This window comes from Georgenia sp. Z1491 (assembly GCF_057652395.1).
On sequence record NZ_CM172729.1, the window covers coordinates 2,670,277 to 2,695,297 of the forward strand.

The window sequence follows — 25,021 nt, forward strand, 5'->3', positions numbered from 1 at the left end:
CACAGGTGTGAGCGCGCCGGCCCGCCCCCGTCCGCGGGGTGGGCCGGCGTCTCGCTGCTCCGGTCGCGCGTCCGGCGGGAGACGACGAACGGCCGACGAGGAACGGCGTGCGAGCTCGCTCCTGCTACTCCGAGATGTCGGCGAGGCGTGCCCTCAGGGCCGCGACGACGTCGTCGGCCTGCGCGGTGATGCCGATACCGTGCGCTCCCCCGCCGATCGAGATCCGTCTGCCGGAGACGGCCTCGTCCGCGATCACCGGCCACGCGGTGGTCGACCCGAAGGGCGTGATCGTGCCGCGCTCGTATCCGGTGACCTCGAGCGCGCGCGCGGCGTCGGGCATCGACAACCGTGAGACACCGAGGAGCGCCCGGAGCTTGGGCCAAGAGATCTGGCGGTCGCCGGGGACCAGGGCGATAACGTAGTGCTCGTCGTCGATGCGCACGACCATCGACTTCACGAGGTCGCGGGGCTCGACGCCGCGCGCGGCTGCCGCCTCCTCGAGGGACGAGACGCGGCCGTGGCTCGTGATCTCGTGCTCGATGCCGGACGCACGGACCGCCTCGGTCGCCGGGGTCGACACCGACGTCTCGCTCTTCTCGTTCATGGCCCGAGCCTACGGCGCCCGCCGGCTCGGTCGGTCGCCGAGGGCCACCGCCCGCGGCCGGGGCCGGGCCCGTAACCTGGATGGATGTTCAGCGCGGATCGACTCAGGAACGTGGCGAACGCCGCCGTCACCGGTGTGATCGTGTGCGCCTGGTATGCCTTGCCCGATCACCTGCCCCGAAGGGGGGAACGCGTCCCCGCCAAGATCGGTCTGCTGCTCGGCGGCCTCGCCCTGTCCGCCGTTCTCAACCGTTCGAGCGACGGACCGGAGGTGCACGACGAGGTGGCCGAGCGCGGTTCAGGGCGCCACGAGGACGTGACCGAGCGCGATGAAGACGCCGGTGGCGTGCGCGAGGGTGCGGCTGCCGTCACATTCGCGGTCGGCAACGGGACGACCGTCCCGGATACGCGCGAGGACACTGCGACGTCCGGCCCAGCGGCGGACGACGCCCCGACGAGCGGCCTCGCAGGCGCGCTCGGTCGCCTGTCCCCAGCCGCCGTCGTGGGCGTCGTCGGCGGCGTCCTCGCCCTGACGACGGTCGCCACGGTGATGCAGGAGCGCCTGCTGCACCGACTCGGCGAGCGCCTCGGGCGACGGGGAGTCTCGTCCCCGCACACGAAGGTGGGTCTCGCGCTCGGCGCCGTCGCCGCTCTCAGCACGGCGGTACGGCCCGCAGGCGAGGGTCCGATCCCCTCAACCCCGGACACCTCGGAACCCCGCGGCGCGTGACCCACGCCATAGGAGCGACTAGCATCGCTCCATGCGCATCGACGAGGTGGTCCGCCGCAAGGGGCACGAGGTCGTCACCATCCGTTCCGACGCCACCATCGGGGAGCTCCTCGACCTGCTCGAGCAGCACCGGATCGGCGCCGTCGTCGTCTCGGACTCCGACGGTCGGGTCGACGGGATCGTCGCCGAGCGCGACCTTCTGCCGCTCCTGCGCGAGAACGGCGCGACGAGCCGGCACGTCCGGGACGTCATGGTCCACGACGTCGTCACCTGCGCGCCCAAGGACGAGCTCGAGACCCTCGCCCGCACCATGACCGAGCAGCGGGTGCGGCACCTGCCCGTCGTCGACGAGGAGCGGATGGTCGCGATCGTGTCGATCGGCGACGTCGTGAAGAATCGGCTCGACGAGCTGCAGGCCGAGCGTGACCACCTCGAGGGGTACGTCCACGGCTGACGTGCGCGTGCTGCGCTGACGGACGCGTGCGGCGCTCTGCGCCACGCCCACGGGCTGACAGGAACATCGGCCGCGGGGTGCAGCGCCCGTGACGATCCCCGCATCGACCGCCCCGCTGCGACGCCGGCCAGCGGGCCACCCGGAGACCACCCGGAGTATCCGCAGGCCCTCCGCCCTGCTGGGGCTGATCTCCCTCCCTCCGCCTCCGAAACTGAGTCCCCACAGGGCTTGCATTCGAACACCAGTTCGACTAGGGTGGGGTGTACAGAGCTTCGAGGGGGTGAGAGCAATGATGCCGACGACCACTGACATCGGGGAGATCGACGTCCACAGGCTCTCGTCCGAGCTCGAGGACTGGTGGGACGAACAGGCCCTGCGAGACTGGGCGGCCGAGGACCCGCTGGCCGACCAGGACCTGGCAGCGCTCCCTCTTCGTGAGGCCGACCTGCAGAGCTGGATGGCCGACTTCCTCGGCCCCGACGCCGAGCACGAGCTGATCGGCACCACCGGTGTCGACGCGGACGTCGAGCCGTACATGTCCGGGTCCACGGCCACCGACCCTGTCCACCGCAGCGGCGAGGTGCAGGACCATGGCGAGGACGCCGGCACGCACAGCACCGCCGTAGCGACCCTCGATGCCGGCCCTGCTACCGATGCGTTGTCGTTCGACCGCCCGGGGGCTGCCGCCTGCGATCCGGTCGAGCTCCTGACGCAGGTCGCCGCGGCGTGTGACGCGGTCACCGCGACGGACTGGCACTCCTTCCCCGGGGAGCGGGTCCACCAGGCCCACCAGCTCCTCGAACAGGTCGAGCGCAAGCTCAGCGCTGCCCGCGCCGGCGTGCTCACGGCCGCCGAGGGCAACGGGCTGTGGGCGTTGGAGGGGTGGCGGACCTTCAAGGCCTACGTCCGACACCACGCAGGCACGAGCAATGCGGCCGCGGGCCGCCAGATCGCCCAGGCCCGCACCCTGCGCGACCACCTCCCCCGCACCGCCACAGCCCTGGCCGAGGCGCGGATCGGCGTCGAGCACGTCAACGTCCTGGTCCGCGAGGCCGTCACCACCACCGAGCTGCGGGCCAGGCTCGACGACGACGGCCTCGGCGAGGCGTTCCTCGTCGCGCAGGCAGAGATCATGCACGCCAACGACTTCGCCCGCGTGGTCAAGAAATGGGCCACCATGGCCGACCCCGAGGCCGCGGACCGCGCCTGGCGCGAGGCCGACTCCAAGGAAGAGCTCAGCATCTCCCCCACGCTGGGCGGCTACCACGTCAACGGCTGGCTCGACGAGCTCTCCGGACAGGTCATTCACACCGCCCTGACCGCCCACATGGGCACCAAGAACGCCAACGACACCCGCACCCCCGCCCAACGCCGCGCCGCCGCCCTGGTCTCCCTCGCCCACCAGTCCCTGGACACCGGACTCCAAAGCGCGCACGCCCGCGTCCGACCACACGTCACCGTCACCGTCGACATCAACACCCTCCGCGGCCTCGCCGCAGCCACCGGATCCGTCATCCCACCCAGCACCCCGGCTGAGAGCAGCGAGCGTGCGAGACACGCCGTTGACGTCACGCCCGCAGCCACCGCAACCGACGGCAACACCGGCGCGGGCTACCCGCCGGGGGCGAGCTTCGGACTCACCACCACCGGCACGGGCGCGGGCGACGCCTCATGGCCGGTCACGGCCGACGCCACACTGTCCGCGCCGGGCGGGCCCCGCGACCCCGGCACCGACCTCACCATCTTCGACCTGTCCGACGAAGCCCGTCAGTGGCTGGCAGCCTGGACCCCGGGCGAGGACCACGTCATCTCCACCGCCATCGACCACCAGGCCATGACCGGGCTCGAGCCCGCCACCCTGGCCGACGGCACCCCCGTCCCGCCCACGCTGCTGGCCCGCCTGGCCTGCGACAGCGCCCTGTCCCGCGTGATCTTCGGCCCCGAGTCCACCGTCCTGGACGTCGGGAGAGAAAAACGCATCTTCCCCGCCAACATGACCAAGGCGATCATCGCCCGCGACGGCCACTGTCAGTACCCCGACTGCAGCGAACCACCAGGCTTCGGCGAGATCCACCACTCCCTGCAGTGGTACCGGGACAACGGCCCCACCAGCGTCGAACACGGCATCCTGCTGTGCTGGCACCACCACGACCTCGTCCACGCCCGCAACATCACCATCACCCGCCGCACCGGCCACTGGCACTTCCACGCCCGCAATGGCCACCCCATCGAACCCACCACACCCATGGCACTCGTCACCGATCCCGGCCCGACCAAGAACGACACGACAGGAACGCGGGCGGGGGCGGGCACGGACACGGGCACGGGCACGGGCATCGACGCCACCAGCACCCGGATCACATAAGACCGACCCCGCACGAGCAGCAAAGCAGTCGCGCCGACCGAACCGCCTGCTTGATGATCTGAGCATGGCCCATCTCGACGTCGCCGGCATCACCTACGCCCTGCCCGACGGGCGTCCCCTGCTCAACGAGGTGAGCTTCGCCGTCGGGGACGGTGCGCGAGTGGCGCTCGTCGGGCCGAACGGGACCGGGAAGACCACGCTCGTCCGCCTCGTCACGGGCGACCTCGACATGCAGGACGGCGCGATCACCCGCCAGGGCGCCATCTCGCACATGAGCCAGCTCGTCGGCCGCGCCGGCGACGGGTCCACCGTGCGGGACCTGCTCCTCGGCGTCGCGCCCGAACGGATCCGGGCGACCGCCCAGGCGCTCGACGACGCCGAGCTCGCCGTCATGGAGATCGACGACGAGCCCGCCCAGATGGCCTACGCCCAGGCCCTGTCCGACTGGGGGGACGCCGGCGGGTACGAGTTCGAGACGACCGTGTGGGACACCGTCTGCACACAGGCGCTCGGCCTCCCCTACGAGCGGGCGCGCTGGCGCGACGCCGCCTCGCTGTCCGGCGGCGAGCAGAAGCGCCTCGTCCTCGAGGCGATGCTCTCCGGCCCCGCCGACATCCTCGTCCTCGACGAGCCGGACAACTTCCTCGACGTACCCGCCAAGATGTGGCTCGAGGACCGGCTGCGCACCTCGTCGAAGTCCGTCCTCCTCGTCAGCCACGACCGCGAGCTCCTCGCGGCCACGACGACCGCCGTCGTCACGCTCGAGCCCGGCGCCGCCGGCGCGCTCGCCTGGACGCACCCGGCCTCGTTCGCGACCTGGCACGAGGCCCGCGAGGCCCGCAACGCCGACCTTGCCGAGCAGCTCAAGCGCTGGGAGGAGGAGCGCACGAAGCTCCGCCGCCTCATGCAGATGTACAAGCAGAAGGCCGCATACAACTCGGACATGTCCTCCCGGTACTCCGCCGCCGTCACGCGCCTCGAACGGTTCGAGGTCGCGGGTCCGCCGGAGAGGGTGTCGATCGAGCAGGACGTACGGATGCGGCTCGTCGGCGGGCGCACCGCCAAGCGGGCGATCGTCACCGAGTCCCTGGCGCTGCTCGACCCCGGGGACGCCTCGGGCACGCGACCGCTCATGGACGCCTTCGACGCCGAGATCTGGTTCGGCGAGCGCGTGGCCGTCCTCGGTTCGAACGGGTCGGGCAAGTTTCACCTCCTGCGCCTCCTCGCCGGGGGCGGCACGACGCCGGAGAAGGAGCACCTCCCGGTGGGCGACACGGTCGTACCACCCGTCGCGCACACCGGTACGGCGCGCCTCGGATCACGCGTGCGGCCGGGCTGGTTCGCCCAGACCCACGACCAGCCGGCGCTGCACGGCCGGACGCTGGTGGAGATCCTCCACCGCGGGGACCAGCACCGCGCCGGGCGACCCCGCGATCTCGCGGCGCGGGCGCTCGACCGCTACGGGCTCGCGCGGTCCGCCGAGCAGACCTTCGACTCACTCTCCGGCGGCCAGCAGGCACGCTTCCAGATCCTCCTGCTCGAGCTGTCCGGCGCGACCCTGCTGCTGCTCGACGAGCCGACCGACAACCTCGACCTCCACTCGGCCGAGGCCCTGCAGGAGGCTCTGGCCTCGTTCGAGGGCACCGTGGTGGCGGTGACGCACGACCGGTGGTTCGCCCGGAGCTTCGACCGGTTCCTCGTGCTCGGGGCCGACGGCACCGTGCGCGAGACCACGGAGCCCGTGTGGGACGAGGGACGGGTCGCTCGCCAGCGATGAGCGACGACGACGCGGCCCGGGGTGACGCCGCGGCATCGCGTCGGTTCGACGTGCGAGCATCCGCGAATCCCCTCGTCCGGCGGGTCTCGCGCGCACTCGCAGCGGTCAACGCCCGACATCCGTGGAGCCACAACGACCACTTCCACCCCTGGATCGTGCGCCGCCTTCCACGCAACAGATCACGCGCACTGGACGTGGGCTGCGGACAGGGTCGGCTCCTCCGGACACTCGCCGCCCGCGTCGGGGACGTCACGGGGACCGACGTCGACGCCGAGATGCGACGGCAGGCGACCGAACGCTGTGCACGGCTGACGAACGTCCAGATCGTCGACTCGCGGCTCGGCGCGCTGGACGGGCCGTACGACGTCGTCACCACGATTGCGGTCCTGCACCACCTGGACGACGACGTCCCGACCGCCGAGCCGACGATGCCCTACGACGAGCTGCGCGCCGTCGTCGGTCGGGTGCTGCCTGGCGCACGCATGCGGCGTCGGCTCGGCTTCCGCCACACGATCGAGTGGGAACGTCGCTCCTGACGGCCACCAGCGTGGGCGCCCCTCCCGGCGGCGACCAGTGAAGGCGCTCCGGTTCACGGCATCACACGGCAGACCATCACCCACCGTGCTTACCCTGGACGGATGACCAGTGTGCTGACCGTCGGGCACGGGCGGCAGAGTGCTGAGGAGCTGCTCGGGCTGCTGACCGGAGCGGGCGTCACGCGGCTCGTCGACATCCGCTCGTTCCCCGGCAGCCGGAGGAACCCGCAGTTCGGCCGGACCGAGATGGCGGCGTGGGTGCCCGACGGCGGCATCGAGTACCGCTGGGCCAAGGCGCTCGGCGGTCGGCGTCGACCGGTGCCGGACACCCGGCACGTGGCACTCCGGCACGAGTCGTTCCGCGCCTACGCGGACCACATGGAGACCCCGGAGTTCCTCGGCGGCGTGGAGACACTGCTCGGCCTCGCGAACGAGGCGACGACCGCGGTGATGTGCAGCGAGTCTGTGTGGTGGCGGTGCCATCGCCGGCTGCTCGCCGACCACCTCGTGCTCGTGCGCGGCGTGGCGGTCACGCACCTCATGCCGGGCGGACGGAACGCCGAGCACCGGCCGACCGAGGGTGTCCGGGTCGAGGGCGAAGGCGCCCGGCTCGTCTACGACGTCGGGGCTACGCCGCCGCTCGTGTAGGGCGCCGGACGCGAGGAGGCCCTCAGACCTCGCGGCGCTGGGCCCGGGCGCTGGCGTAGAGGCACAGCGCGGCGGCGGTGGCGAGGTTGAGGGACTCGGCCCGGCCGTGGACGGGGACGCGGACGACGGCGTCGGCGAGCTCGCGCTGGGCGCGGGTCAGACCGTGCGCCTCGTTGCCGAGCAGCCAGACCGTGGGCACCGCGAGGTCGGGCGCCAGCAGGTCGGTCGCGGCGAGCTCGCCCTCGACGGACAGCTGCAGCCCGTGCGCCCGCGCCAGGGCACGGTCCGCCAGCTCGTCGAGATCCCACTCCCCCGCGCCGTCGGCAGCGAGGACCTGCAGTCCGGCCGCGCGCAGCTCGGCAACAGCCTCATCGATCTCGAGACCACCCACCACGGGAAGGTGGAAGAGTGACCCCGCGGTCGCCCGCACCACCTTGGGGTTCGTCACCTCGACGCTGCCCGCACCCAGGAGCACGGCGTCGGCGCCGGCGGCGTCCGCGGAACGGATGACGGTCCCGGCGTTGCCGGGGTCACCGGCCGCGACCAGCACAGCGACCAGGGACGGACCGGACGCGACAACGGAGGTGAGGTCCGGCGTCGTGGCGGGCTCGGTGCCCACGACGTCGGCGACCGCGAGCACGCCCTGCGCGTCGGCGCTCATCGCGCGGACGACCTCGGCGGTCGCCTCGTGCAGGTGGAGGCCCGCGCCGATCGCCGCCTCGACGACGTCGTGGTGCGTGAGCGCGGCGTCCTGGGCCACGTAGACGTCCCGGACCCGGCCGGGGGCGAAACGCACGAGCTCCCGCACGGCCTGCGGACCCTCGACGAGGAACTGGCGGTACCGGGAACGCGACGAGCGCCCGGACAGCGCCGCGACCCTCCGCACCCGCTCGGAGCGGGGGTTGGTCAGCAGCGTGTCCGGGCGCTCGGAGCGACCGGTGCCGTTCGGCGTCAGGTCAGGCCGCCGGCGCGTTGACGTCGGCCGGCAGAGCCTTCTTGGCCACCTCGACGAGGGCGGAGAACGCGGCCGGGTCGGAGACCGCGAGCTCGGCGAGCATGCGGCGGTCGACCTCGACGCCTGCGGCCTTGAGGCCCTGGATGAACCGGTTGTACGTCAGGCCGTCGGCGCGTACCGCGGCGTTGATCCGCTGGATCCACAGACGACGGAAGTCACCCTTGCGCGCCTTGCGGTCGCGGAAGGCGTAGGTCTCCGAGTGGAGGACCTGCTCCTTCGCCTTGCGGTAGAGCCGCGAGCGCTGTCCGCGGTATCCCGATGCCTTCTCGAGGGTCGAGCGGCGCTTCTTGTGGGCGTTGACCGCCCGCTTCACACGTGCCATGTCAGGTGCTCCTCAACCTCTGCTCAGGCCTTACAGGCCGAGCATCTTCTTGACGTTCTTGGCGTCGCCGCCGGTGATCTCGCCGTCGTTGGACAGGCGACGGACCTGGCGGCGCGACCGCTCGGCGAACTTGTGCACCTTGCGCGTGCGCTCGTGCATGATCTTGCCGGAACCGGTGACCCGGAACCGCTTCTTCGCACCGGAGTGCGTCTTGTTCTTCGGCATGCTTCCCTCTCGGTCGCGCCCTCGCGCGACGTAACTGTGCTTCCGGGACCTGACGGCCGTCGGACGTTCCTTGCTGGACGCTAGGCCGACGCCTTGGGGGCGCTCGGCCTCGGCGCGGCCGGCCGGGGCGTCGCCGACGGCTTCGGCGCTCCCGGCTTGGGTGCAGCGGCCGGCCTGGCGGTGGTGGCCGGCGATGCTGCGGGCGTGGGCGTCGAGGCCGGCGTGGTGCCGGTCGACGGGGCGGGCGTCGTCGACGAGCCCGACGACGCCGGGCGGGCGGACCCGCTCGTGGACGAGGCCGGGCGGGCGGACCCGCTCGAGCTCGAGGCCGGGCGGGGCGAGCCCGACGCCGGACGGGCCGAGCCGCTCGCGGACGAGGCCGGACGGGACGTGCCCGACGACGGGCGCGAGGAGCCGGACGACGGGCGACCGGAGCTCGCGGGGCGCGTGCCCGACGACGAGCGCGACGGGCCCGACGAGCGCGGGGCACCCGTCGACGCGGGGCGCGCCGGGGCCGAGGTCCGCTCCGACGGCGGGGCCTTGGCGAAGACCGGAGCCTCGATGACCGGGGCGTCGGGCGCGGCGGCCGGCGCCTGGGCGGCCGGCCTCGCGGCCTCGGCCTGCTTCTTCTCGCCCTTGTGCTCCTCGGAGGACGCCTTCCGGGCCTCCTTCTCGGCCGCACGCTTCTTCAGCTGCTCGGTGTGCGCCTCGGACTTCTTCCGGTGCGGACCGATGACCATCGTCATGTTGCGGCCGTCCTGGCGCGGGGCGGACTCGACGGAACCGAGGTCCTCGACGTCCTCCGCGAGCCGCTGGAGCAGCCGGATCCCCATCTCCGGGCGCGACTGCTCGCGGCCGCGGAACATGATCATGACCTTGACCTTGTCGCCGCCCTCGAGGAAGCGCACGACGTGACCCTTCTTGGTCTCGTAGTCGTGGGCGTCGATCTTCAGGCGGAAGCGGATCTCCTTGAGCATCGTGTTCGCCTGCTTGCGGCGGGCGTCACGCGCCTTCACGTCCGACTCGTACTTGAACTTGCCGTAGTCCATGAGCTTCGCGACCGGCGGTCGCGCGTCGGGGGCCACCTCGACGAGGTCGAGGTCCGCCTCCTGGGCAAGCCGAAGGGCGTCCTCCACGCGGACGACGCCGACCTGCTCTCCGCCAGGACCCACGAGTCGGACCTCGGGGACGCGGATACGGTCGTTGATACGGGTCTCGCTGATGCTGAGCTCCTTGATCGTGGATGGGCCGAGACCGACCGTCAGGAGCCACGAGAAAGGCCTCCGACGCAAGAGCGCGGAGGCCTGGGTGTGCGCAGCTACGCACGTGGACGAGACACCATGCCCCGCCCGACCAGATACCCGGTACCCCAGGGGTGCCAAGGTGGGATCTCTCCGCTTGCTCGCCGGTGCCGCGGACGGTACCGGCCGGTCAGCCACCCACTCTAGCAGGAGCCGGCGCCGCGCCCCAGTGGTGGGGCACGTGCCGTGCGTCTCGGGCGGAGCGCTGCCCGGTGACGATCGCTGCTCGGGCCGCAGCGCTACTCGGCGACGAGCGCCGGGTACAGCTCGAGGGAGTCGACCCGGTGGCGCAGCTCCTCGAGCTCGCCCAGCCGGGTGGACACGCGCGCGAGCTCGGCCTCGAGGCCGACGCGGTCGAACCCGGGCCGTACCGCGAGCACCACCCGCAGCTCGGCCCGCACGCCCGCCTCGAGCCGGACGCCGAGGATGTCGGACGAGCCGCGCAGGGCGGACGTGATCGCCGTCGGCAGCTCCTCGTCCTCCCAGGGCGGCACCCAGTCCTCGCCGGCCGCGACGGCCCCGACGGCCGGCCGGCCGACGAGCACCGGGCGGTCCGAGGCCGGGTCGAGCACGAGGATCTGGTCCGGGGTCTGCGTGGCCGAGGCCGCGGCCCGGGTCCCCTCGACCGGGACCGGCCGCGCCGCCGGGTCCCACGCCCGCATGGCGTCGTAGCTCGAGAAGGCCGGGAGCGCGGCCCGTCCGTCCGGGGTCGCCACGGTGACGGACGCGGCCGACGCCACGGCGTCGGCCTGGGCGTCGCCGGAGATCTGCTTCTCGTGCCGCGCGACCTCGCCGGCCTCCCGGCCCGGGTGGTCGTGGGCGACCACGGGCACGAGCACGCGCCCGGTGCGCAGCTCGGCCACGACGTCGACGATGCGCCGTGCCGGGTCGGTCTGTGCCAGGGCAGCCGCCATGGACTCGGTGACGGAGCCGTCGTCGCCGGCGAACGGGTTCGCCCTGAGCATGCGGCCCGCCCACGCCTGTCCCGCGGAGTCCGAGAGCTCCGTCGGGCGCCGGCCGGACCCGGGGACGATCTCGCTCATGCCCGACCCGCCACCTCGAGCGCCTCGGGGAGCGTGAACGCGCCGGCGTACAGCGCCTTGCCGACGATCGCACCCTCGACGCCGACCGGCACGAGCTCGCGCAGGGCCGCGAGGTCCGACAGGCTCGAGATGCCGCCGGACGCCACGACCGGGGCGTCGGTGCGCGCGGCCACCCGGGCGAGGAGATCGAGGTTCGGTCCCTGCAGGGTCCCGTCCTTCGTCACGTCGGTGAGGACGTAGCGGGAGCAGCCGTCGGCCTCCAGGCGGTCGAGCACGTCCCACAGGTCGCCGCCGTCCTCGGTCCAGCCCCGGGCCGCGAGCGTGGTCCCGCGGACGTCGAGTCCCACCGCGACCTTCTCGCCGTGCTCGGCGATGACGCGGCTCGTCCACGTCGGGTTCTCGAGCGCGGCGGTGCCGAGGTTGACGCGCGTGGCACCGGCGTCGAGGGCACGGGCGAGCGACGCGTCGTCGCGGATCCCGCCGGAGAGCTCGACCGAGACGCCGAGCTCGCCGACGATCCGGCCGAGCAGCTCGTGGTTCGAGCCGCGCCCGAACGCGGCGTCGAGGTCGACCAGGTGGATCCAGGTCGCGCCGTCGGCGACGAAGCGGGCAGCGACGGCGGCGGGCTCGCCGTACTCCGTCTCCGAGCCGGCCTCGCCCTGGACGAGCCGGACCGCGCGGCCGTCGACCACGTCGACCGCGGGCAGCAGGACGAGCGGTGGCGCCTGGCCGGTGGACGAGGTGGCCCGGTCGCCGGGAGCTGAGGCGGTGGGCGCCGCGGGGGCGGGAGCGGGAGTCGCCGGGTCGGGCGTGGTCATCGGGATCCTCCGAGCTGGTCCACCCAGGTGCGCAGGAGGTGCGCGCCGGCGTCGCCGGACTTCTCGGGGTGGAACTGGGTCGCGGTCAGCGGGCCGTTCTCGACGGCGGCCACGAAGGGCGCGCCGTGCTCGGACCAGGTGACCTGTGGCGGGGTGGTGCGGCCGTCGGCGAACGGCGCGGCCGGGTCGGTGAGCACCCCGTAGGAGTGCACGAAGTAGAACCGCTCGTGCTCGACGCCGGCGAACAGGCGGCTGCCGGCGGGCGGCGTCACCGTCGCCCAGCCCATGTGCGGGACGACCTCCGCGGGCAGGCGCGTGACCTCGCCGGGCCATTGGGCCAGCCCGTCGGCCCGGACACCGTGCTCGGTGCCCGCCTCGAACAGCACCTGCAGACCGACGCAGATGCCGAGCACCGGGCGCCCGCCGGCGAGACGCCGGTCGAGCAGGCGCGGCGCGTCGACCGCGCGGAGCTGGTCCATGACGGCGGCGAACGCGCCGACACCGGGGACGACGACGCCGTCGGCCGCCTCGACGTGGGCCGGGTCGGCCGTGAGCGCGACGTCGGCGCCCGCGCGCTCGAGGGCGCGCACGGCGGAGCGCACGTTGCCGGAGCCGTAGTCGAGGACGACGACGCCGGGCCGGTCGGTGCCCACTCAGCCTCCCCGGCCGAACAGGCGGCGCTTCGGGCCGCGCCCCGTGACGTCGATCGCGCGCACGGCGCCCGGGATCTCGTCGGGCGCACGACGGCCGAGGACGATGTCCTCGACGACGTCGTCGGCGTTCGCCAGCAGCAGGCCCGGCGCGACGTCATTGCCGGGCTCGCCGGCCGTCCACTCGCGGGCGACCAGGTGCCCGGCAAGACCGGACTCGAGGCCCGAGTCGACCCCGAGATCGGCCTGGACGAGCACGACGCCGCGGCGCGTGATCGTCGACATCGCCGTCGCGAGCTCCTCGCCCGCGTTCTCGCTCGGCTCGGGCCGGTGGGCGGCGGTCACCGCGTCGTCCGCGGTGATCTCGTCGGCGGTGATCTCGTCGGCAGCGGGGGCGTCAGGGCTGGTCGCGTTGGAGCCAGTGGCCCCAGGGGTGCCGGCGGTCTCGCTGGTCCCCATGGTCCCGCCGGCCTCCGGTGTACCTGCGCCGGCCGGAACGCCCGGAGCGTCCAAGGCTTCCGGGCTGTCCGGGATCGTCGGGTCGGACGCGGTCGCGCCGGACGCGCTGGCGTCGCCCAGCAGCTCGGAGATGTCCCAGTCGGTGTGCTCCACCCTCGCCGGCAGCGGCCGGGTCACGACGACGCCGGAGCGCGACGGCACCGCCACGGCGTCCGTCATGCCGAGCTGGCGGCACGCGGCCGCGACGACGTCGGGCCGGGCGAACGGCGTGAGCACGATCGCGAGCCGCTCCGGAGCGCCGGGCACGCTCACAGCGCGCCCTTCGTCGAGGGCACGCCCGTCACGCGGGGGTCGATCGCCACCGCCTCGCGCAGTGCCCGGGCGAAGGCCTTGAACTGCGCCTCGACGACGTGGTGCGGGTCGCGGCCGGCGAGCACGCGCACGTGCAGGCAGATCGCCGCGTGGTGCGCGACCGACTCGAAGACGTGCCGCGTGAGCGAGCCTGTGAAGTGACCGCCGATCAGGTGCATCGCCTGAGCCTCGGACTCGCCCGTGTGGACGCAGTACGGCCGTCCGGAGACGTCGACGACGACGTGGGCGAGCGCCTCGTCGAGCGGCACGGTCGCGTCCGCGAACCGCGTGAGGCCGACCTTGTCGCCGAGCGCCTGACGCAGCGCCTGGCCGAGACTGATCGCGACGTCCTCCACCGTGTGGTGCACGTCGATCTCGATGTCCCCGGTGGCGCGCACCGTGAGGTCCATCCCCGAGTGCTTCCCCAGGGCGGTGAGCATGTGGTCGTAGAACGGCACCGACGTGGAGATCTCGGTCCGCCCCTCGCCGTCGAGGTCGAGCTCGACGAGAACCTGTGACTCGGACGTCGTGCGCTCGACGCGTCCCGTCCTGCTCATGACAGCACCTCTTCCAACGCCGCCCGGAAGCGGTCGTTCTCCTCGGGCGTGCCGACCGACACGCGCAGCATCCCCTGCGGGCCGACCTCGCGGATGAGGACGCCCCTGGCCACCAGAGCGTCCCACACCGCATGGCGGTCCTCGAAGCGGCCGAACATGACAAAGTTCGCGTCAGACTCGACGACCTCGAGCCCGCGGCCCCGCAGGTGGTCGACGAGGGCGTCGCGCTCGTCGCGCAGCAGCTTGACCTGACCCATCAGCGAGTCCCGGTGCGCGAGGGCGGCGAGCGCCGCCGCCTGGGTGAGCGCGGACAGGTGGTAGGGCAGCCGCACGACGCGCAGGTGGTCGATCAGCTCGCGGGCCGCGGCGAGGTAGCCCAATCGCAGGCCCGCCATCCCGAAGGCCTTCGACATGGTGCGCGCGACCGCGAGGTGCGGGTGGTCGGCGAGGAGCTCGAGCGCCGAAGGGGTGCCCTCGCGACGGAACTCGCCGTAGGCCTCGTCGATCACCACGACGGTCGCGGTGGTGCTGCCGTCGCCGCTGGTGGGGGCGCCGACGTCCGGTCCGGTGGTCCGCGCGTGGTCGAGCAGCGCGGCGAGGTCCCGGGCGCCCAGCGCCGTGCCCGTGGGGTTGTTCGGGCTGGCGAGGACGAGCACCGCCGGACGGTGCTCCGCCAGGGCGGCGCTGGTGGCCCCGAGGTCGACGGTGAAGTCCGCGGCGCGATCGACGGTGACGAAGGACGTCTGGGTGTCGCGCGCGTACTCCGGGTACATCGAGTAGCTCGGCGTGGCCGTGAGCAACGTCCGGCCCGTCCCGCCGAAGGCTTGGAGGACGTGGAGGAGGACCTCGTTCGACCCGTTGCCCGCCCACACCTGGTCCGGGTCCAGCTCGACCCCGGACTCGACCGCGAGGTAGGCGGCCAGCTGCTCGCGCAGCTCGGGGAAGTCCCGGTCCGGGTACCGGTTGAGGCCCGTCGCCGCCGCACCGACGGCGCGCGCGATGTCCTGGGCCACCTCGGGGGCCGGCGAGAACGGGTTCTCGTTGACGTTGAGGATCACCGGTACGTCGATGCGCGGCGCACCGTAGGGGCTCAGGCCCGCCAGGTCGGGGCGCAGCGGCAGCCGGGGTGGTCCGGGGTTCGTGCTCGGGCTCGTGCTCACCACCCGATCGTAGGAACTCCCGCCCCCGCGTGGCACGCGGTCTCAGCCGCGGGGACCGGGCGTGGGGTTCGACGTCGGGCGTGGGGTTCGAGGTCGGGCGTGGACGTGGGCCGGAGCACATGGGGTGGCGCCGACCACGCTCGGATCGAGACGTGGCACAACCTTTGCCCGCTAGCGGTGTCCGGTCTCACGAATCAGGTGCGCCTCGCCCCCTGAGCAGGCGCGGACGGCGCGGCTAGCCTGGCTGCTGTGGAGCACATCTGGCACCTGGCGTACGCGGCGGACCTCGCTGACGCGCGCGAGACGGGGATGTACCGGGTATCGACCCGCGGCGCGACGCTGGAGTCCGTCGGGTTCATCCACGGCTCCTACCCCGACCAGCTCGCCGGCGTCGCCGCGGCGCTGTACGCGGACGACCCCGAGCCGCTGGTGGTCCTCGTGCTCGACGCGCACGTGCTGCGCTCGTGCGGCCTCGAGATCCGCGAGGAACCGGACCCCGCCGACCCCACCGGGCCCGCGTACCCGCACATCTACGGCCCCATCCCGATGGACGCCGTCGTGGCGGTGCGGCCCGCCGCCCTGGCCGCCGGCGAGCTCGTGGTGGGCGCTCCCGCCTGACGGGCGTCGGACCTGCGCGCAAGCCCGCGGGGTCCACACGTGCCGCGGCCGACGCTGCGTCCACAGTCGGCAGGGAACCGGCGGCGCGGATGTCCGGCGTCGTGCGTAGCGTGACGGCATGATCTCGACCGACCCCGCCGTGACCGCTCCTGCCCTCACCGAGCTGCGCGACCGGGCCGAGGGCGTGCTCCGCGCGCTCGTGGGGCGCGACGACGTGGCGCTGCGCGAGGACCAGTGGCGGGCGATCGAGGCGCTCGTGGGTGGGTCGAGGCGCGTGCTCGTCGTCCAGCGCACCGGCTGGGGGAAGTCGGCCGTGTACTTCGTGGCGACCGCGCTGCGGCGCCTGGCCGGGGCCGGGCCGACGGTCATCGTCTCGCCCCTGCTCGCGCTCATGCGCGACCAGATCGCGGCGGCCTCGCGGGCGGGAATCACGGCCGTCACCCTCAACTCCACCAACGTCCAGGACTGGGACGAGGTGCACGCCGACATCGCCCGCGGCGCCGTGGACGTGCTCCTGGTGAGCCCGGAGCGGCTCAACAACCCGCAGTTCCGCGACCAGGTGCTGCCGCGCCTCGCGGCGGACGCGGGCCTCGTCGTGGTCGACGAGGCGCACTGCATCTCCGACTGGGGACACGACTTCCGTCCCGACTACCGGCGCATCCGCACGCTGCTCGCCGACCTTCCGGGCGGCGTCCCCGTGCTCGCGACGACCGCCACGGCGAACTCGCGCGTCACACGCGACGTCGCGGAGCAGCTCGGCGGCGCGGACGACGTGCTCGTGCTGCGCGGCAGCCTCGACCGGCCGGCGCTGCACCTGGGCGTCGTCGACCTGCCGGACGACGCGGCGCGGATCGCCTGGCTCGCGGGGGCACTTCCCGCCTGGGACGGGTCGGGGATCATCTATGCGCTCACCGTCTCGGCCGCGCACACCGTCGCCGAGCAGCTGCGCAGCGCCGGGCACGAGGTGCGCGCCTACACGGGACGCACGGAGCCGGCGGAGCGCGAGGTGCTCGAGGCGGACCTCAAGGACAACCGCGTCAAGGCGCTCGTCGCCACCTCCGCGCTCGGGATGGGGTTCGACAAGCCGGACCTGGCGTTCGTCGTCCACCTCGGCTCACCGTCCTCGCCGGTGGCCTACTACCAGCAGGTCGGGCGTGCGGGCCGCGCCGTCGACCGTGCCGACGTCGTGCTCCTCCCGGGGCGCGAGGACCGGGCGATCTGGCAGTACTTCGCCTCCCTCGCGTTCCCGCCCGAGGAGTCGGTGCGCACCGTGCTGGACGTCCTCGCCGAGCAGGGCGTGCAGTCCACGCCCGCGCTCGAGACGGCCGTCGACCTGCGACGCACGCGGCTGGAGACCATGCTCAAGGTCCTCGACGTCGACGGCGCCGTGCAGCGGGTGCGCGGCGGGTGGGAGAGCACCGGGCAACCCTGGACCTACGACGCGCAGCGCTACGAGCGCGTCGAGGAGTCGCGGCGCACGGAGGCCGAGGCGATGCTCGCCTACGCGCGTCTGGAGGCGCCGCAGTGCCGGATGGCGGTGCTGCGCGCCCACCTCGACGACCCCGACCTGGCCGAGGGCTGGCGGTGCGGGCGGTGCGACCTGTGCGGCGGCATGGAGCTGGCGTCAGGCGTCGACGAGCGGGCGGCGGAGCAGGCGCGGGCCGGGCTGGACCGTCCCGGGCTCGAGATCGAGCCGCGCAGGCAGTGGCCGTCCGGGATGGCCCGGCTCGGCGTCGAGCTGTCCGGGAAGATCCCCGAGGGCGAGCGCGCCGAGACCGGCGTCGCCGTGGGTCGGCTCGACGGCGTCGGGCTCGCAGGCGCGCTGCGCACCGCCCTCGGGCCGGCGGCGGGCGACGGGCCGGTGCCCGCCGACCTCGTGGGACCGCTGCGTCAGACCCTCACCGCATGGGCGGCCGGCACCGATCCGGTCGCCGGGATCGTCGCGGTGGACTCCACGACGCGGCCGCAGCTCGTGCGCGACCTGGCCGTGCACGTCTCGCAGACGCTCGGGGTGCCCGTCGTCGGCGCACTGGCACCCGCCCCGGGGACCGAGCCGGGTCGGCACGACGTCAACTCGGCGAGCAGGCTCGCCTCCGTGGTGCGCCGCCTCGAGCTGGGGCTGTCCGAGGCCGCGCTCGCCGGACTGCCCGGTCGCCGCGTGCTGCTCGTGGACGACTCCACCGACTCCGGATGGACGCTGACGGTCGCGGCGCGGATGCTCAGGCGCGCCGGCGCGGACGCCGTCGTGCCGCTCGTGCTCGGGGTGCGCTGACGCGGACCGCGGAGCCGTTCGGTGAGCGGGGCTCGGCTCGACCGGCGGGCTCGGCCGCCCCCGTCAGCGGCCGGAGAAGCGGCGGACGTTGACGGCGTCCGCGTGTGCCGGGAGGTCCTCCGCCTCGGCCAGTGCCCTGAGGTAGGGGGCCTCGGCCGCGAGCGCGTCCTTGGAGTACTCGACGAGCTGCACCGGCCGGAGGTAGGCCATGACCGACAGGCCGGCCGTGAACCGGGCCGTCCCGCCCGTGGGCAGCACGTGGTTCGAGCCCGCGAGGTAGTCCCCCAGCGGCACCGGCGAGTACCCGCCGACGAAGATGGCGCCCGCGTTGCGGATCCGGCGCGCGACCGCCGGCGCGTCGGCGGTGTGGATCTCGAGGTGCTCGGCCGCGTACGCATCGGCGACCGCCACGGCACGGTCGAGGTCGTCGACGACGACGCTCGCCGACTGCGGACCGGAGAGGGCCGTGGCGACGCGCTCGTGGTGCCGTGTCGAGGCCGCGAGCTCGGTGAGGTGGCGCTCGACGGCGTCGGCGAGCGCCTCGTCGTCCGTGATGAGCACGCTGGCGGCGGCCGGGTCGTGCTCGGCCTGGCTGAGCAGGTCCGCGGCGACGTGCAGCGGGTCCGCGCTCGCGTCGGCGACGACGGCGATCTCCGTGGTGCCGGCCTCGGCGTCGATACCGACGACACCGCGGACGAGGCGCTTCGCGGCGGCGACGTAGACGTTCCCCGGCCCGGTGACGACGTCGACGGGCTCGGCGAGCGCCTCGCCGTCGGACGTGCCCTCCTCCCCCGCCGCGCCGTATGCGAGGAGCGCGATCGCCTGGGCGCCGCCCGCGGCGTAGACCTCGGTCACCCCCAGGAGGGCGCAGGCGGCCAGGATCGTCGGGTGCGGCAGCCCACCGCGGTCCGCCTGCGGCGGGGACGCGACGACGAGCTCCTCGACGCCGGCGGCCTGGGCGGCGACGACGTTCATCACGACGCTCGAGGGGTAGACCGCGAGGCCGCCGGGCACGTAGAGGCCGACGCGACGCACGGGCACCCACCGCTGGTGGACGAGCCCGCCGGGAGTGATCTCGGTGGTGACGTCGGCCGGGACCTGCGCGGCGTGGCCCGCGCGCAGGTGCTCCGCCGAGCGGGACAGGGCCTCGCGGACCGCCGGGTCCAGGGAGTCGAGCGCGTCGACGAGCGCCTCGGCCGGTACCCGCAGGTGATCGGGGCGGACCCCGTCGAAGCGCTCGGCCGCATCGCGCACGGCGGCGGCACCTCGGGCACGGACGTCGTCGACGACGGGCGCGACGGCGGCGGCCGCCGCCTCGACGTCGAGGGCGGCCCGGGGCAGGGTGTCCGCCAGCGCGGCGCGCGTGAGAGCGCGGCCCCGAAGGTCGATTCGACGCAGCATGCGTTCAGCCTAGGGCGCGAGCCCCGGCGGTGCCGCGGGACATCGCCGTACGGACGCCGCCTGCGAGGCATCGGTCGCGACCTCGGCGCGCGGGGGCCACCCGGCGCCGTCGGTACGCTCCGGGCCATGACCACCGACATCGACGAGCAGGGCCGTCACGAACCGCCGCTGGAGGGCGACGAGTGGGAGACCCTCACCGGCTTCCTCGACTTCCAGCGCGCGACCCTCGGTTGGAAGACCTCCGGCCTCGGCGCCGAGGCCCTGGCACGCACGCTGCCTCCGAGCACGATGACCCTCGCGGGACTCCTCAAGCACCTCGCCTACGTCGAGGACGACTGGTTCTGCCGGTGGCTGCGCGACGAACCACGCAGGCAGCCGTGGTCCGAGATCGACTGGTCGGCGACCCCGGACTGGGACTGGGACTCCGCCGTCGACGACGAGCCCGCGGTGCTCCGCCACCTGTGGGGCCGCAGCGTCGCGCGTGCGCGGACCGCCGCCGAGGACGCCTACCGGGACGGCGGACTGGACCACCCGGCCGCGCGAACCTGGCCCGACGGGCGATCCCCCAGCCTGCGCTGGATCCTCGTCCACATGATCGAGGAGTACGCACGGCACAACGGGCACGCCGACCTCCTCCGCGAGGCCGTCGACGGCCTCGTCGGCGAATGACGGGCCGATCCGTCTGGGACGATGGGCCCGTGCCTGCCCAGCCCGCCGACATCCCGGTCCGCGTGCCCGTGCGCCTCGGTCAGCTGCTGCAGCTGTCCGGCATCGCCGACACCGGGTCGGACGCCCGCACCCTCGTGGCCGACGGCGACGTCCTCGTCGACGGCGCGCCCGAGCTGCGGCGCGGCCGTCAGCTCACCGGCGGCGAGATCGTCGAGGTGCGCCGGTCGAGCGGCGTCGAGTCGGTCCGGGTCGTGGCCGACGGCCGCTCGGAGGGCTGACCGGCCGTCCCTCTCACCCGACCGGCAGCATCCGGCCGAGCTCGACGGCCGCCGCCAGACGCTGGATCGCGCGTAGCGCCGGGGACCCGACCCCGGTCTCTGGCACCTGCTCGAAGAGATCGCCCAGCGCGTCGAGGAAGCCGAACCACCCGCCGAGGGCCGATCGCACCTGCTCCTCGTCGTCGCAGGCGTAGGTGAGGGTGAGCAGGACCTGCACGGGTGCGTCGTCCACCTCCCGCCCGACCTCGGGCGAGCCGGTCGAGGACGGGTAGTGCGCCGCGGCCGGCTCGCCGATCTCGATCCGCACGTCGGCCCGCCCCTCGCCCGTCGTCCGCCACGACGTGTCCACGGACCGACCCGGATCGACGTCCCGGACGACGACCTCCGACGTCGCACCGCCCCCGTGATCGATCCGGACCGTCCCGGCCCCGCTCAGCGGGGCGTCGAGCTCGCCGAGCCACGCAGGCGTGTACCGCGGGTCGGTGAGCGCGGCCCACAGCGTGGCGGGCTCGACGGCCCACATCCTCTGCTGCACGAGCACCGTGCGACCGTCCTCCCCACGGGTGATGCTGCCGATCTCGTGGGGCGCGAGGCCGCTCAGGGGCGCGTTCATGCGGGCGTCACGGTCCCCAGGCAGCCCGGCCCGAGGAGGGCCTTGAGGTCGCCGTAGAGGGCGGGGGAGGACGAGACCCGGTACCGGTCCGACAGCGAGAGGACGGTGTGCACGGTGGAGTTCTCGACCACCACGCGCACCTCGGTCGATCCGGGGTGCTCGCCGAGGACCCGGCCGAGCCGGTCGACCATCGCCGGGTGGATCCGGTGCTCCGGCAGGAAGATCGACAGCGGCCCGGTCCCGTCCTGCAGGGTGGGGATCGTCATGGAGTCCGCGACGACCTGCACCTGCTCGTCGCGTACGGAGGCGCGCCCCTTGATGGAGACGATCGTGTCCTCGGCCAGCGCGTGCGAGACCCCGATGTAGGACTGCGGGAAGAACATCACGTCGATCTCGCCGGACAGGTCCTCCAAGGTGGCGATCGCCCACGGGTTGCCCTGCTTGGTCAGCTTGCGCTGGACGCTGGTGACCAGCCCGGCCAGCGTGATGCGGCGCCCGTCCACGGGGTTGTCCTCCGAGGCGGCGAGCAGGTCGGAGACGGCGGCGTCCGCGTGCTGACCGAGGGAGCCCTCGAGCCCGGCGAGCGGGTGGTCGGAGACGTACATGCCCAGCATGTGCCGCTCGAAGGCGAGCTTCTCCCGCTTGTCCCACTCGGGCAGGTCCGGGATCTCGATGTCGAAGCTCGCCTCGGCACCCTCCACCGCGGCGAACAGGTCGAACTGGCCGACGGCCTCGTTCCGCTTGACGTCCACCACCGCGTCGACGGCCTCCTCGTGCCGGGCGACCAGGGCACGCCGGGTGCTGCCGAGCGTGTCGAATGCCCCGGCCTTGATCAGCGACTCGATCGTGCGCTTGTTGCACACCACCGCGGGGACCTTGTCGAGGAAGTCCTGGAAGCTCGTGAACCGGCCCTTCTCCTCACGAGCCTCGATGATCCCCTTGACGACGTTCGCCCCGACGTTGCGGATGGCACCCAGACCGACCTTGATCTGCTCGCCGACCGGCGTGAAGTCGGCGGCCGAGGTGTTGACGTCGGGTGCCTGCACCGTGATGTTCATGTGCCGGCACTCGGACAGGTAGAGCCCGAGCCGGTCCTTGTTCTCCTGCGAGTTCGTCAGGAGCGCCGCCATGTACTCGACCGGGAAGTGTGCCTTGAGGTACGCGGTCCAGTACGAGACCAGGCCGTACGCGGCGGAGTGTGCCTTGTTGAACGCGTAGTCGGAGAACGGCAGGAGCACGTCCCACAGCGCCTTGACCGCAGCCGCGGAGTAGCCCCTCTCGAGCATCCCGGCCTCGAAGGTGACGAACTGCTTGTCCAGCTCCGCCTTCTTCTTCTTGCCCATCGCGCGCCGCAGGAGGTCGGCCTGTCCGAGCGTGTACCCGGCGACCTTCTGCGCGATCGCCATCACCTGCTCCTGGTAGACGATGAGGCCGTACGTGGTCCCGAGGATCTCCGACAGCGGCTCCTCGAGCTCGGGGTGGATCGGCTTGATCGCCTGCTGCCCGTTCTTGCGCAGCGCGTAGTTCGTGTGGGAGTTCGCGCCCATCGGGCCGGGCCGGTAGAGGGCGCCGACGGCGGAGATGTCCTCGAAGTTGTCCGGCTTCATCTGGCGCAGCAGCGTCCGCATGCCGCCGCCGTCGAGCTGGAACACTCCCAGGCTGTCTCCACGCGCGAGGAGCTGGTACGTCCCGGCATCGTCGAGCCCGAGGTGCTCGAGGTCGACCTGCTCCTTGCCGTTGAGCTCGATGTTCGTCATCGCGTCGTCGAGGACGGTGAGGTTGCGCAGCCCGAGGAAGTCCATCTTCAGCAGACCGAGCCCCTCGCACGTGGGGTAGTCGAACTGCGTGAGGATGAAGCCGTCGCGTGGATGACGCATGACGGGGATGACGTCGGTGAGCGCCGTGCTGGACATGATGACGGCGCAGGCGTGAACGCCCCACTGCCGGGTCATTCCCTCCAGCCCGGTGGCCATCTGGTAGACCCGGTTGGCCTCGGGGTCGGCGCTGAGCACGCCCCGGAACTCGCCGGCCTCTGCGTACCGCTTGGACTGCGGGTCCTGGATGTCCTTCAACGGGATGTCCTTGGCCATGACCGCGGGAGGCATCGCCTTGGTGAGCTTCTCCCCCATCGCGAACGGGTAGCCGAGCACGCGCGCGGAGTCCTTGAGCGCCTGCTTGGACTTGATGACGCCGTAGGTGACGACCTGGGCGACCCGGTCGTCGCCGTACTTGTCCACCACGTAGTCGATGACCTCACCGCGCCGGCGCTCGTCGAAGTCGACGTCGAAGTCCGGCATGGACACGCGGTCCGGGTTGAGGAACCGCTCGAAGATGAGGCCGTGGACGAGCGGGTCGAGGTCGGTGATGCGCATGGCGTACGCGACCATCGAGCCGGCGCCGGACCCACGCCCCGGACCGACGCGGATCCCGTTCTCCTTGGCCCAGTTGATGAAGTCGGCGACCACGAGGAAGTACCCGGGGAAACCCATCTGCGTGATGACGCCGACCTCGTACTCGGCCTGCGTGCGGACATGGGCCGGGATACCGTCCGGGTACCGGTAGCGCAGGCCTCGCTCGACCTCCTTGACGAACCAGGAGTGCTCGTCCTCCCCCGGCGGCACGTCGAACCGGGGCATGAAGTTGGCCCCGTCGGCCGCGGTCGTGAACGTGACCTCGCACTGCTCGGCGACCAGGAGCGTGTTCCGCACGGCGTCGGGGTGGTCGGCGAACAGGTTCCACATGTCCTTCGACGAGCGCAGGTGGTAGCCCGTGCCGTCGAACTTGAAGCGGTTCGGGTCGTCCAGGGTGGAGCCGGAGTTGAGACAGAGCATGGCGTCCTGCACGGACTTCTGCTCGGCGGTGACGTAGTGCGAGTCGTTGGTGGCGAGCAGTGGCGCGTCGATCCGCTTCGCGAGCTCGAAGAGCTGCGGCATCGTCTTCTTCTCGAAGTCGTTGCCGTGGTCCATGATCTCGACGTAGAAGTTCTCGCGGCCGAAGATCTCCTGGAGCTCACCGGCGGCGCGGACCGCCTCCTCGGTCTGGCCGAGCCGGAGCCGCGTCTGCACCTCGCCGGACGGGCAGCCGGTGGAGGCGATCATGCCCGCCGCGTACTGCTGCAACAGGTCCCGGTCCATACGGGGCCACTTGCCCATCTGCCCGTCGAGCGACGCGTGGGAGGCCATCCGGAAGAGGTTGTGCATGCCCTCGGTGGTGCGGGCGAGCATGGTCAGGTGGGTGTAGGCGCCTGACGCGGACACGTCCTCGCCCTTCTGCCAGTCCTCGCCCCAGCGCACGCGCGTCTTCTTGTCGAACCGCGAGGTCCCGGGCGTCACGTACGCCTCGACGCCGATGATCGGCTTGATGCCCTTCGCGGTGGCGGCCCGGTAGAGCTCGAAGGCCCCGAACACGTATCCGTGGTCGGTGATCGCGACGGCCTTCTGCCCCTGCCGCTCGACCTCGTCGACGAGCGCCTCGATCTTCGCCGCCCCGTCGAGCATCGAGTAGTCGGTGTGGACGTGGAGGTGGGCGAAGTCCTGCTGCGCGGGGGTCGAGGCCATACCCACGATCGTAGGTTCGCCCACCGACGCTTCGGGGCCCGATCCGCCCGACCGGCGAGGTCCCCGGCGTGTCAGGGCGTGTCCCGGCGTGTCGCGGTCGCACCACCCCCGACGGGCTCAGTGCCGCAGCGTGAGTGCCATGTCCTTGTGCCAGATCCCGGCGTCGAGGTACCGGTGCTGCGAGACCAGCTCGTACCCGAGCCGGTCGTAGAACGCGATCGCGTGCTCCTGCGCCTCGATGTCCACCCGGACGGATCCGTCCGGGCCCAGGTGCTCACCGACCGCCACGTCGTGCAGTGCCTGCATGACCGCGCGTCCGGCCCCCGTCCCGCGGGCGCCGCGCAGGACGGCGACCCGCCCGATCCGTACGAGCCCGGGTCCCGCCGGCAGGAGACGCGCCGTCGCGACCGGGTCCTCGCCGCCGGCCCGGTCGACGGTCGCGAGCACGTGCGTGGTGGTGGGGTCGGTGTCGAGCGCGTCGATCTCCTCGTCGCCGGGGACGTGCTGCTCCTCGACGAACACCTCCCACCGGATGCGCCAGCACGCCTCGAGGTCGTCCCGCCCGGTGACGATCCGCGTGCGCGGCATCGGTAGGGGCA

Annotated in this window: 25 protein-coding genes; 10 read left to right on the forward strand and 15 right to left on the reverse strand. The window is 73.0% G+C overall.

The window, feature by feature from the left end:
• Window positions 1-124: 124 nt before the first annotated feature.
• Window positions 125-604, reverse strand: coding sequence for an aminoacyl-tRNA deacylase (locus AC24HA_RS12315; RefSeq protein ID WP_425708661.1), 480 nt, complete (start codon window positions 602-604; stop codon window positions 125-127).
• Between the two features lie 84 nt (window positions 605-688).
• Between AC24HA_RS12315 and AC24HA_RS12320 the strand changes: the two genes are divergently transcribed.
• The 6 genes from AC24HA_RS12320 to AC24HA_RS12345 all read left to right on the forward strand — a co-directional run bounded on the left by AC24HA_RS12320 (window position 689) and on the right by AC24HA_RS12345 (window position 7,113).
• Window positions 689-1,333: a hypothetical protein gene (locus tag AC24HA_RS12320; RefSeq protein ID WP_425708662.1), complete on the forward strand. Its 645-nt coding sequence runs from the start codon at window positions 689-691 to the stop codon at window positions 1,331-1,333.
• Between the two features lie 31 nt (window positions 1,334-1,364).
• Window positions 1,365-1,787 (forward strand): CBS domain-containing protein, encoded by a 423-nt coding sequence (locus AC24HA_RS12325; RefSeq protein ID WP_425708663.1) that lies wholly within the window; start codon window positions 1,365-1,367, stop codon window positions 1,785-1,787.
• A 289-nt stretch (window positions 1,788-2,076) separates the two neighbouring features.
• Window positions 2,077-4,152, forward strand: coding sequence for an HNH endonuclease signature motif containing protein (locus AC24HA_RS12330; RefSeq protein WP_487563514.1), 2,076 nt, complete (start codon window positions 2,077-2,079; stop codon window positions 4,150-4,152).
• Window positions 4,153-4,216: 64 nt separating this feature from the next.
• Entirely contained in the window at window positions 4,217-5,929 is a 1,713-nt protein-coding gene (locus AC24HA_RS12335) for an ABC-F family ATP-binding cassette domain-containing protein (RefSeq protein ID WP_425708665.1), read from the forward strand.
• Between the two features lie 155 nt (window positions 5,930-6,084).
• Window positions 6,085-6,465, forward strand: a complete 381-nt coding sequence (locus AC24HA_RS12340; protein ID WP_425708666.1) for a class I SAM-dependent methyltransferase — start codon at window positions 6,085-6,087, stop codon at window positions 6,463-6,465.
• Between the two features lie 102 nt (window positions 6,466-6,567).
• Window positions 6,568-7,113, forward strand: a complete 546-nt coding sequence (locus AC24HA_RS12345) for a DUF488 domain-containing protein (RefSeq protein WP_425708667.1) — start codon at window positions 6,568-6,570, stop codon at window positions 7,111-7,113.
• Window positions 7,114-7,135: 22 nt separating this feature from the next.
• On the opposite strand, the gene AC24HA_RS12350 is transcribed toward AC24HA_RS12345, so the two are convergent.
• The 10 genes from AC24HA_RS12350 to AC24HA_RS12395 all read right to left on the reverse strand — a co-directional run bounded on the left by AC24HA_RS12350 (window position 7,136) and on the right by AC24HA_RS12395 (window position 15,014).
• Window positions 7,136-7,999 (reverse strand): TrmH family RNA methyltransferase, encoded by an 864-nt coding sequence (locus tag AC24HA_RS12350; RefSeq protein ID WP_425708668.1) that lies wholly within the window; start codon window positions 7,997-7,999, stop codon window positions 7,136-7,138.
• 70 nt (window positions 8,000-8,069) lie between these two features.
• The gene (gene rplT, locus AC24HA_RS12355) at window positions 8,070-8,450 is read right to left on the reverse strand and encodes a 50S ribosomal protein L20 (protein ID WP_425708669.1); all 381 of its coding nucleotides are present in this window, start codon (window positions 8,448-8,450) and stop codon (window positions 8,070-8,072) included.
• Window positions 8,451-8,480: 30 nt separating this feature from the next.
• Window positions 8,481-8,675: a 50S ribosomal protein L35 gene (gene rpmI, locus AC24HA_RS12360; protein ID WP_425708670.1), complete on the reverse strand. Its 195-nt coding sequence runs from the start codon at window positions 8,673-8,675 to the stop codon at window positions 8,481-8,483.
• Between the two features lie 80 nt (window positions 8,676-8,755).
• A complete protein-coding gene (gene infC / locus AC24HA_RS12365) occupies window positions 8,756-9,847 on the reverse strand; it encodes a translation initiation factor IF-3 (protein ID WP_425708671.1) in 1,092 nt (363 codons plus the stop codon).
• A 368-nt stretch (window positions 9,848-10,215) separates the two neighbouring features.
• Window positions 10,216-11,019: an SseB family protein gene (locus AC24HA_RS12370; protein WP_425708672.1), complete on the reverse strand. Its 804-nt coding sequence runs from the start codon at window positions 11,017-11,019 to the stop codon at window positions 10,216-10,218.
• Window positions 11,016-11,837, reverse strand: coding sequence for a bifunctional 1-(5-phosphoribosyl)-5-((5-phosphoribosylamino)methylideneamino)imidazole-4-carboxamide isomerase/phosphoribosylanthranilate isomerase PriA (gene priA, locus AC24HA_RS12375; protein WP_425708673.1), 822 nt, complete (start codon window positions 11,835-11,837; stop codon window positions 11,016-11,018). The genes AC24HA_RS12370 and priA overlap by 4 nt, the downstream gene beginning before the upstream one ends.
• Entirely contained in the window at window positions 11,834-12,490 is a 657-nt protein-coding gene (hisH, locus tag AC24HA_RS12380; RefSeq protein ID WP_425708674.1) for an imidazole glycerol phosphate synthase subunit HisH, read from the reverse strand. The genes priA and hisH overlap by 4 nt, the downstream gene beginning before the upstream one ends.
• Window positions 12,491-13,258: a hypothetical protein gene (locus AC24HA_RS12385; protein WP_425708675.1), complete on the reverse strand. Its 768-nt coding sequence runs from the start codon at window positions 13,256-13,258 to the stop codon at window positions 12,491-12,493.
• Window positions 13,255-13,854 carry an imidazoleglycerol-phosphate dehydratase HisB gene (hisB, locus tag AC24HA_RS12390; protein ID WP_425708676.1) on the reverse strand — a complete coding sequence of 200 codons (600 nt, stop codon included), beginning with the start codon at window positions 13,852-13,854 and terminating at the stop codon, window positions 13,255-13,257. Before hisB ends, AC24HA_RS12385 begins: the two co-directional genes overlap by 4 nt.
• Window positions 13,851-15,014: a histidinol-phosphate transaminase gene (locus AC24HA_RS12395; RefSeq protein WP_425708677.1), complete on the reverse strand. Its 1,164-nt coding sequence runs from the start codon at window positions 15,012-15,014 to the stop codon at window positions 13,851-13,853. Before AC24HA_RS12395 ends, hisB begins: the two co-directional genes overlap by 4 nt.
• Window positions 15,015-15,263: 249 nt before the next feature.
• Here AC24HA_RS12395 and AC24HA_RS12400 point away from each other — a divergent pair, with 249 nt between their 5' ends.
• Together AC24HA_RS12400 and AC24HA_RS12405 are read left to right on the forward strand one after the other, a co-directional pair.
• Window positions 15,264-15,632 (forward strand): DUF952 domain-containing protein, encoded by a 369-nt coding sequence (locus AC24HA_RS12400; RefSeq protein ID WP_425708678.1) that lies wholly within the window; start codon window positions 15,264-15,266, stop codon window positions 15,630-15,632.
• Between the two features lie 118 nt (window positions 15,633-15,750).
• A complete protein-coding gene (locus AC24HA_RS12405; RefSeq protein WP_425708679.1) occupies window positions 15,751-17,904 on the forward strand; it encodes a RecQ family ATP-dependent DNA helicase in 2,154 nt (717 codons plus the stop codon).
• A 63-nt stretch (window positions 17,905-17,967) separates the two neighbouring features.
• On the opposite strand, the gene hisD is transcribed toward AC24HA_RS12405, so the two are convergent.
• Window positions 17,968-19,305, reverse strand: a complete 1,338-nt coding sequence (gene hisD, locus AC24HA_RS12410) for a histidinol dehydrogenase (RefSeq protein WP_425708680.1) — start codon at window positions 19,303-19,305, stop codon at window positions 17,968-17,970.
• A gap of 126 nt (window positions 19,306-19,431) precedes the next feature.
• Here hisD and AC24HA_RS12415 point away from each other — a divergent pair, with 126 nt between their 5' ends.
• Window positions 19,432-19,974 carry a DinB family protein gene (locus AC24HA_RS12415; RefSeq protein WP_425708681.1) on the forward strand — a complete coding sequence of 181 codons (543 nt, stop codon included), beginning with the start codon at window positions 19,432-19,434 and terminating at the stop codon, window positions 19,972-19,974.
• Window positions 19,975-20,003: 29 nt separating this feature from the next.
• Window positions 20,004-20,252, forward strand: a complete 249-nt coding sequence (locus AC24HA_RS12420; RefSeq protein ID WP_425708682.1) for an RNA-binding S4 domain-containing protein — start codon at window positions 20,004-20,006, stop codon at window positions 20,250-20,252.
• Between the two features lie 13 nt (window positions 20,253-20,265).
• Here AC24HA_RS12420 and AC24HA_RS12425 read toward each other — a convergent pair whose 3' ends face one another.
• The 3 genes from AC24HA_RS12425 to AC24HA_RS12435 all read right to left on the reverse strand — a co-directional run bounded on the left by AC24HA_RS12425 (window position 20,266) and on the right by AC24HA_RS12435 (window position 25,010).
• Window positions 20,266-20,865 (reverse strand): SRPBCC domain-containing protein, encoded by a 600-nt coding sequence (locus AC24HA_RS12425; RefSeq protein ID WP_425708683.1) that lies wholly within the window; start codon window positions 20,863-20,865, stop codon window positions 20,266-20,268.
• The gene (gene dnaE / locus AC24HA_RS12430; RefSeq protein ID WP_425708684.1) at window positions 20,862-24,422 is read right to left on the reverse strand and encodes a DNA polymerase III subunit alpha; all 3,561 of its coding nucleotides are present in this window, start codon (window positions 24,420-24,422) and stop codon (window positions 20,862-20,864) included. Before dnaE ends, AC24HA_RS12425 begins: the two co-directional genes overlap by 4 nt.
• 117 nt (window positions 24,423-24,539) lie before the next feature.
• Window positions 24,540-25,010: a GNAT family N-acetyltransferase gene (locus AC24HA_RS12435; protein WP_425708685.1), complete on the reverse strand. Its 471-nt coding sequence runs from the start codon at window positions 25,008-25,010 to the stop codon at window positions 24,540-24,542.
• Window positions 25,011-25,021 lie beyond the last annotated feature (11 nt).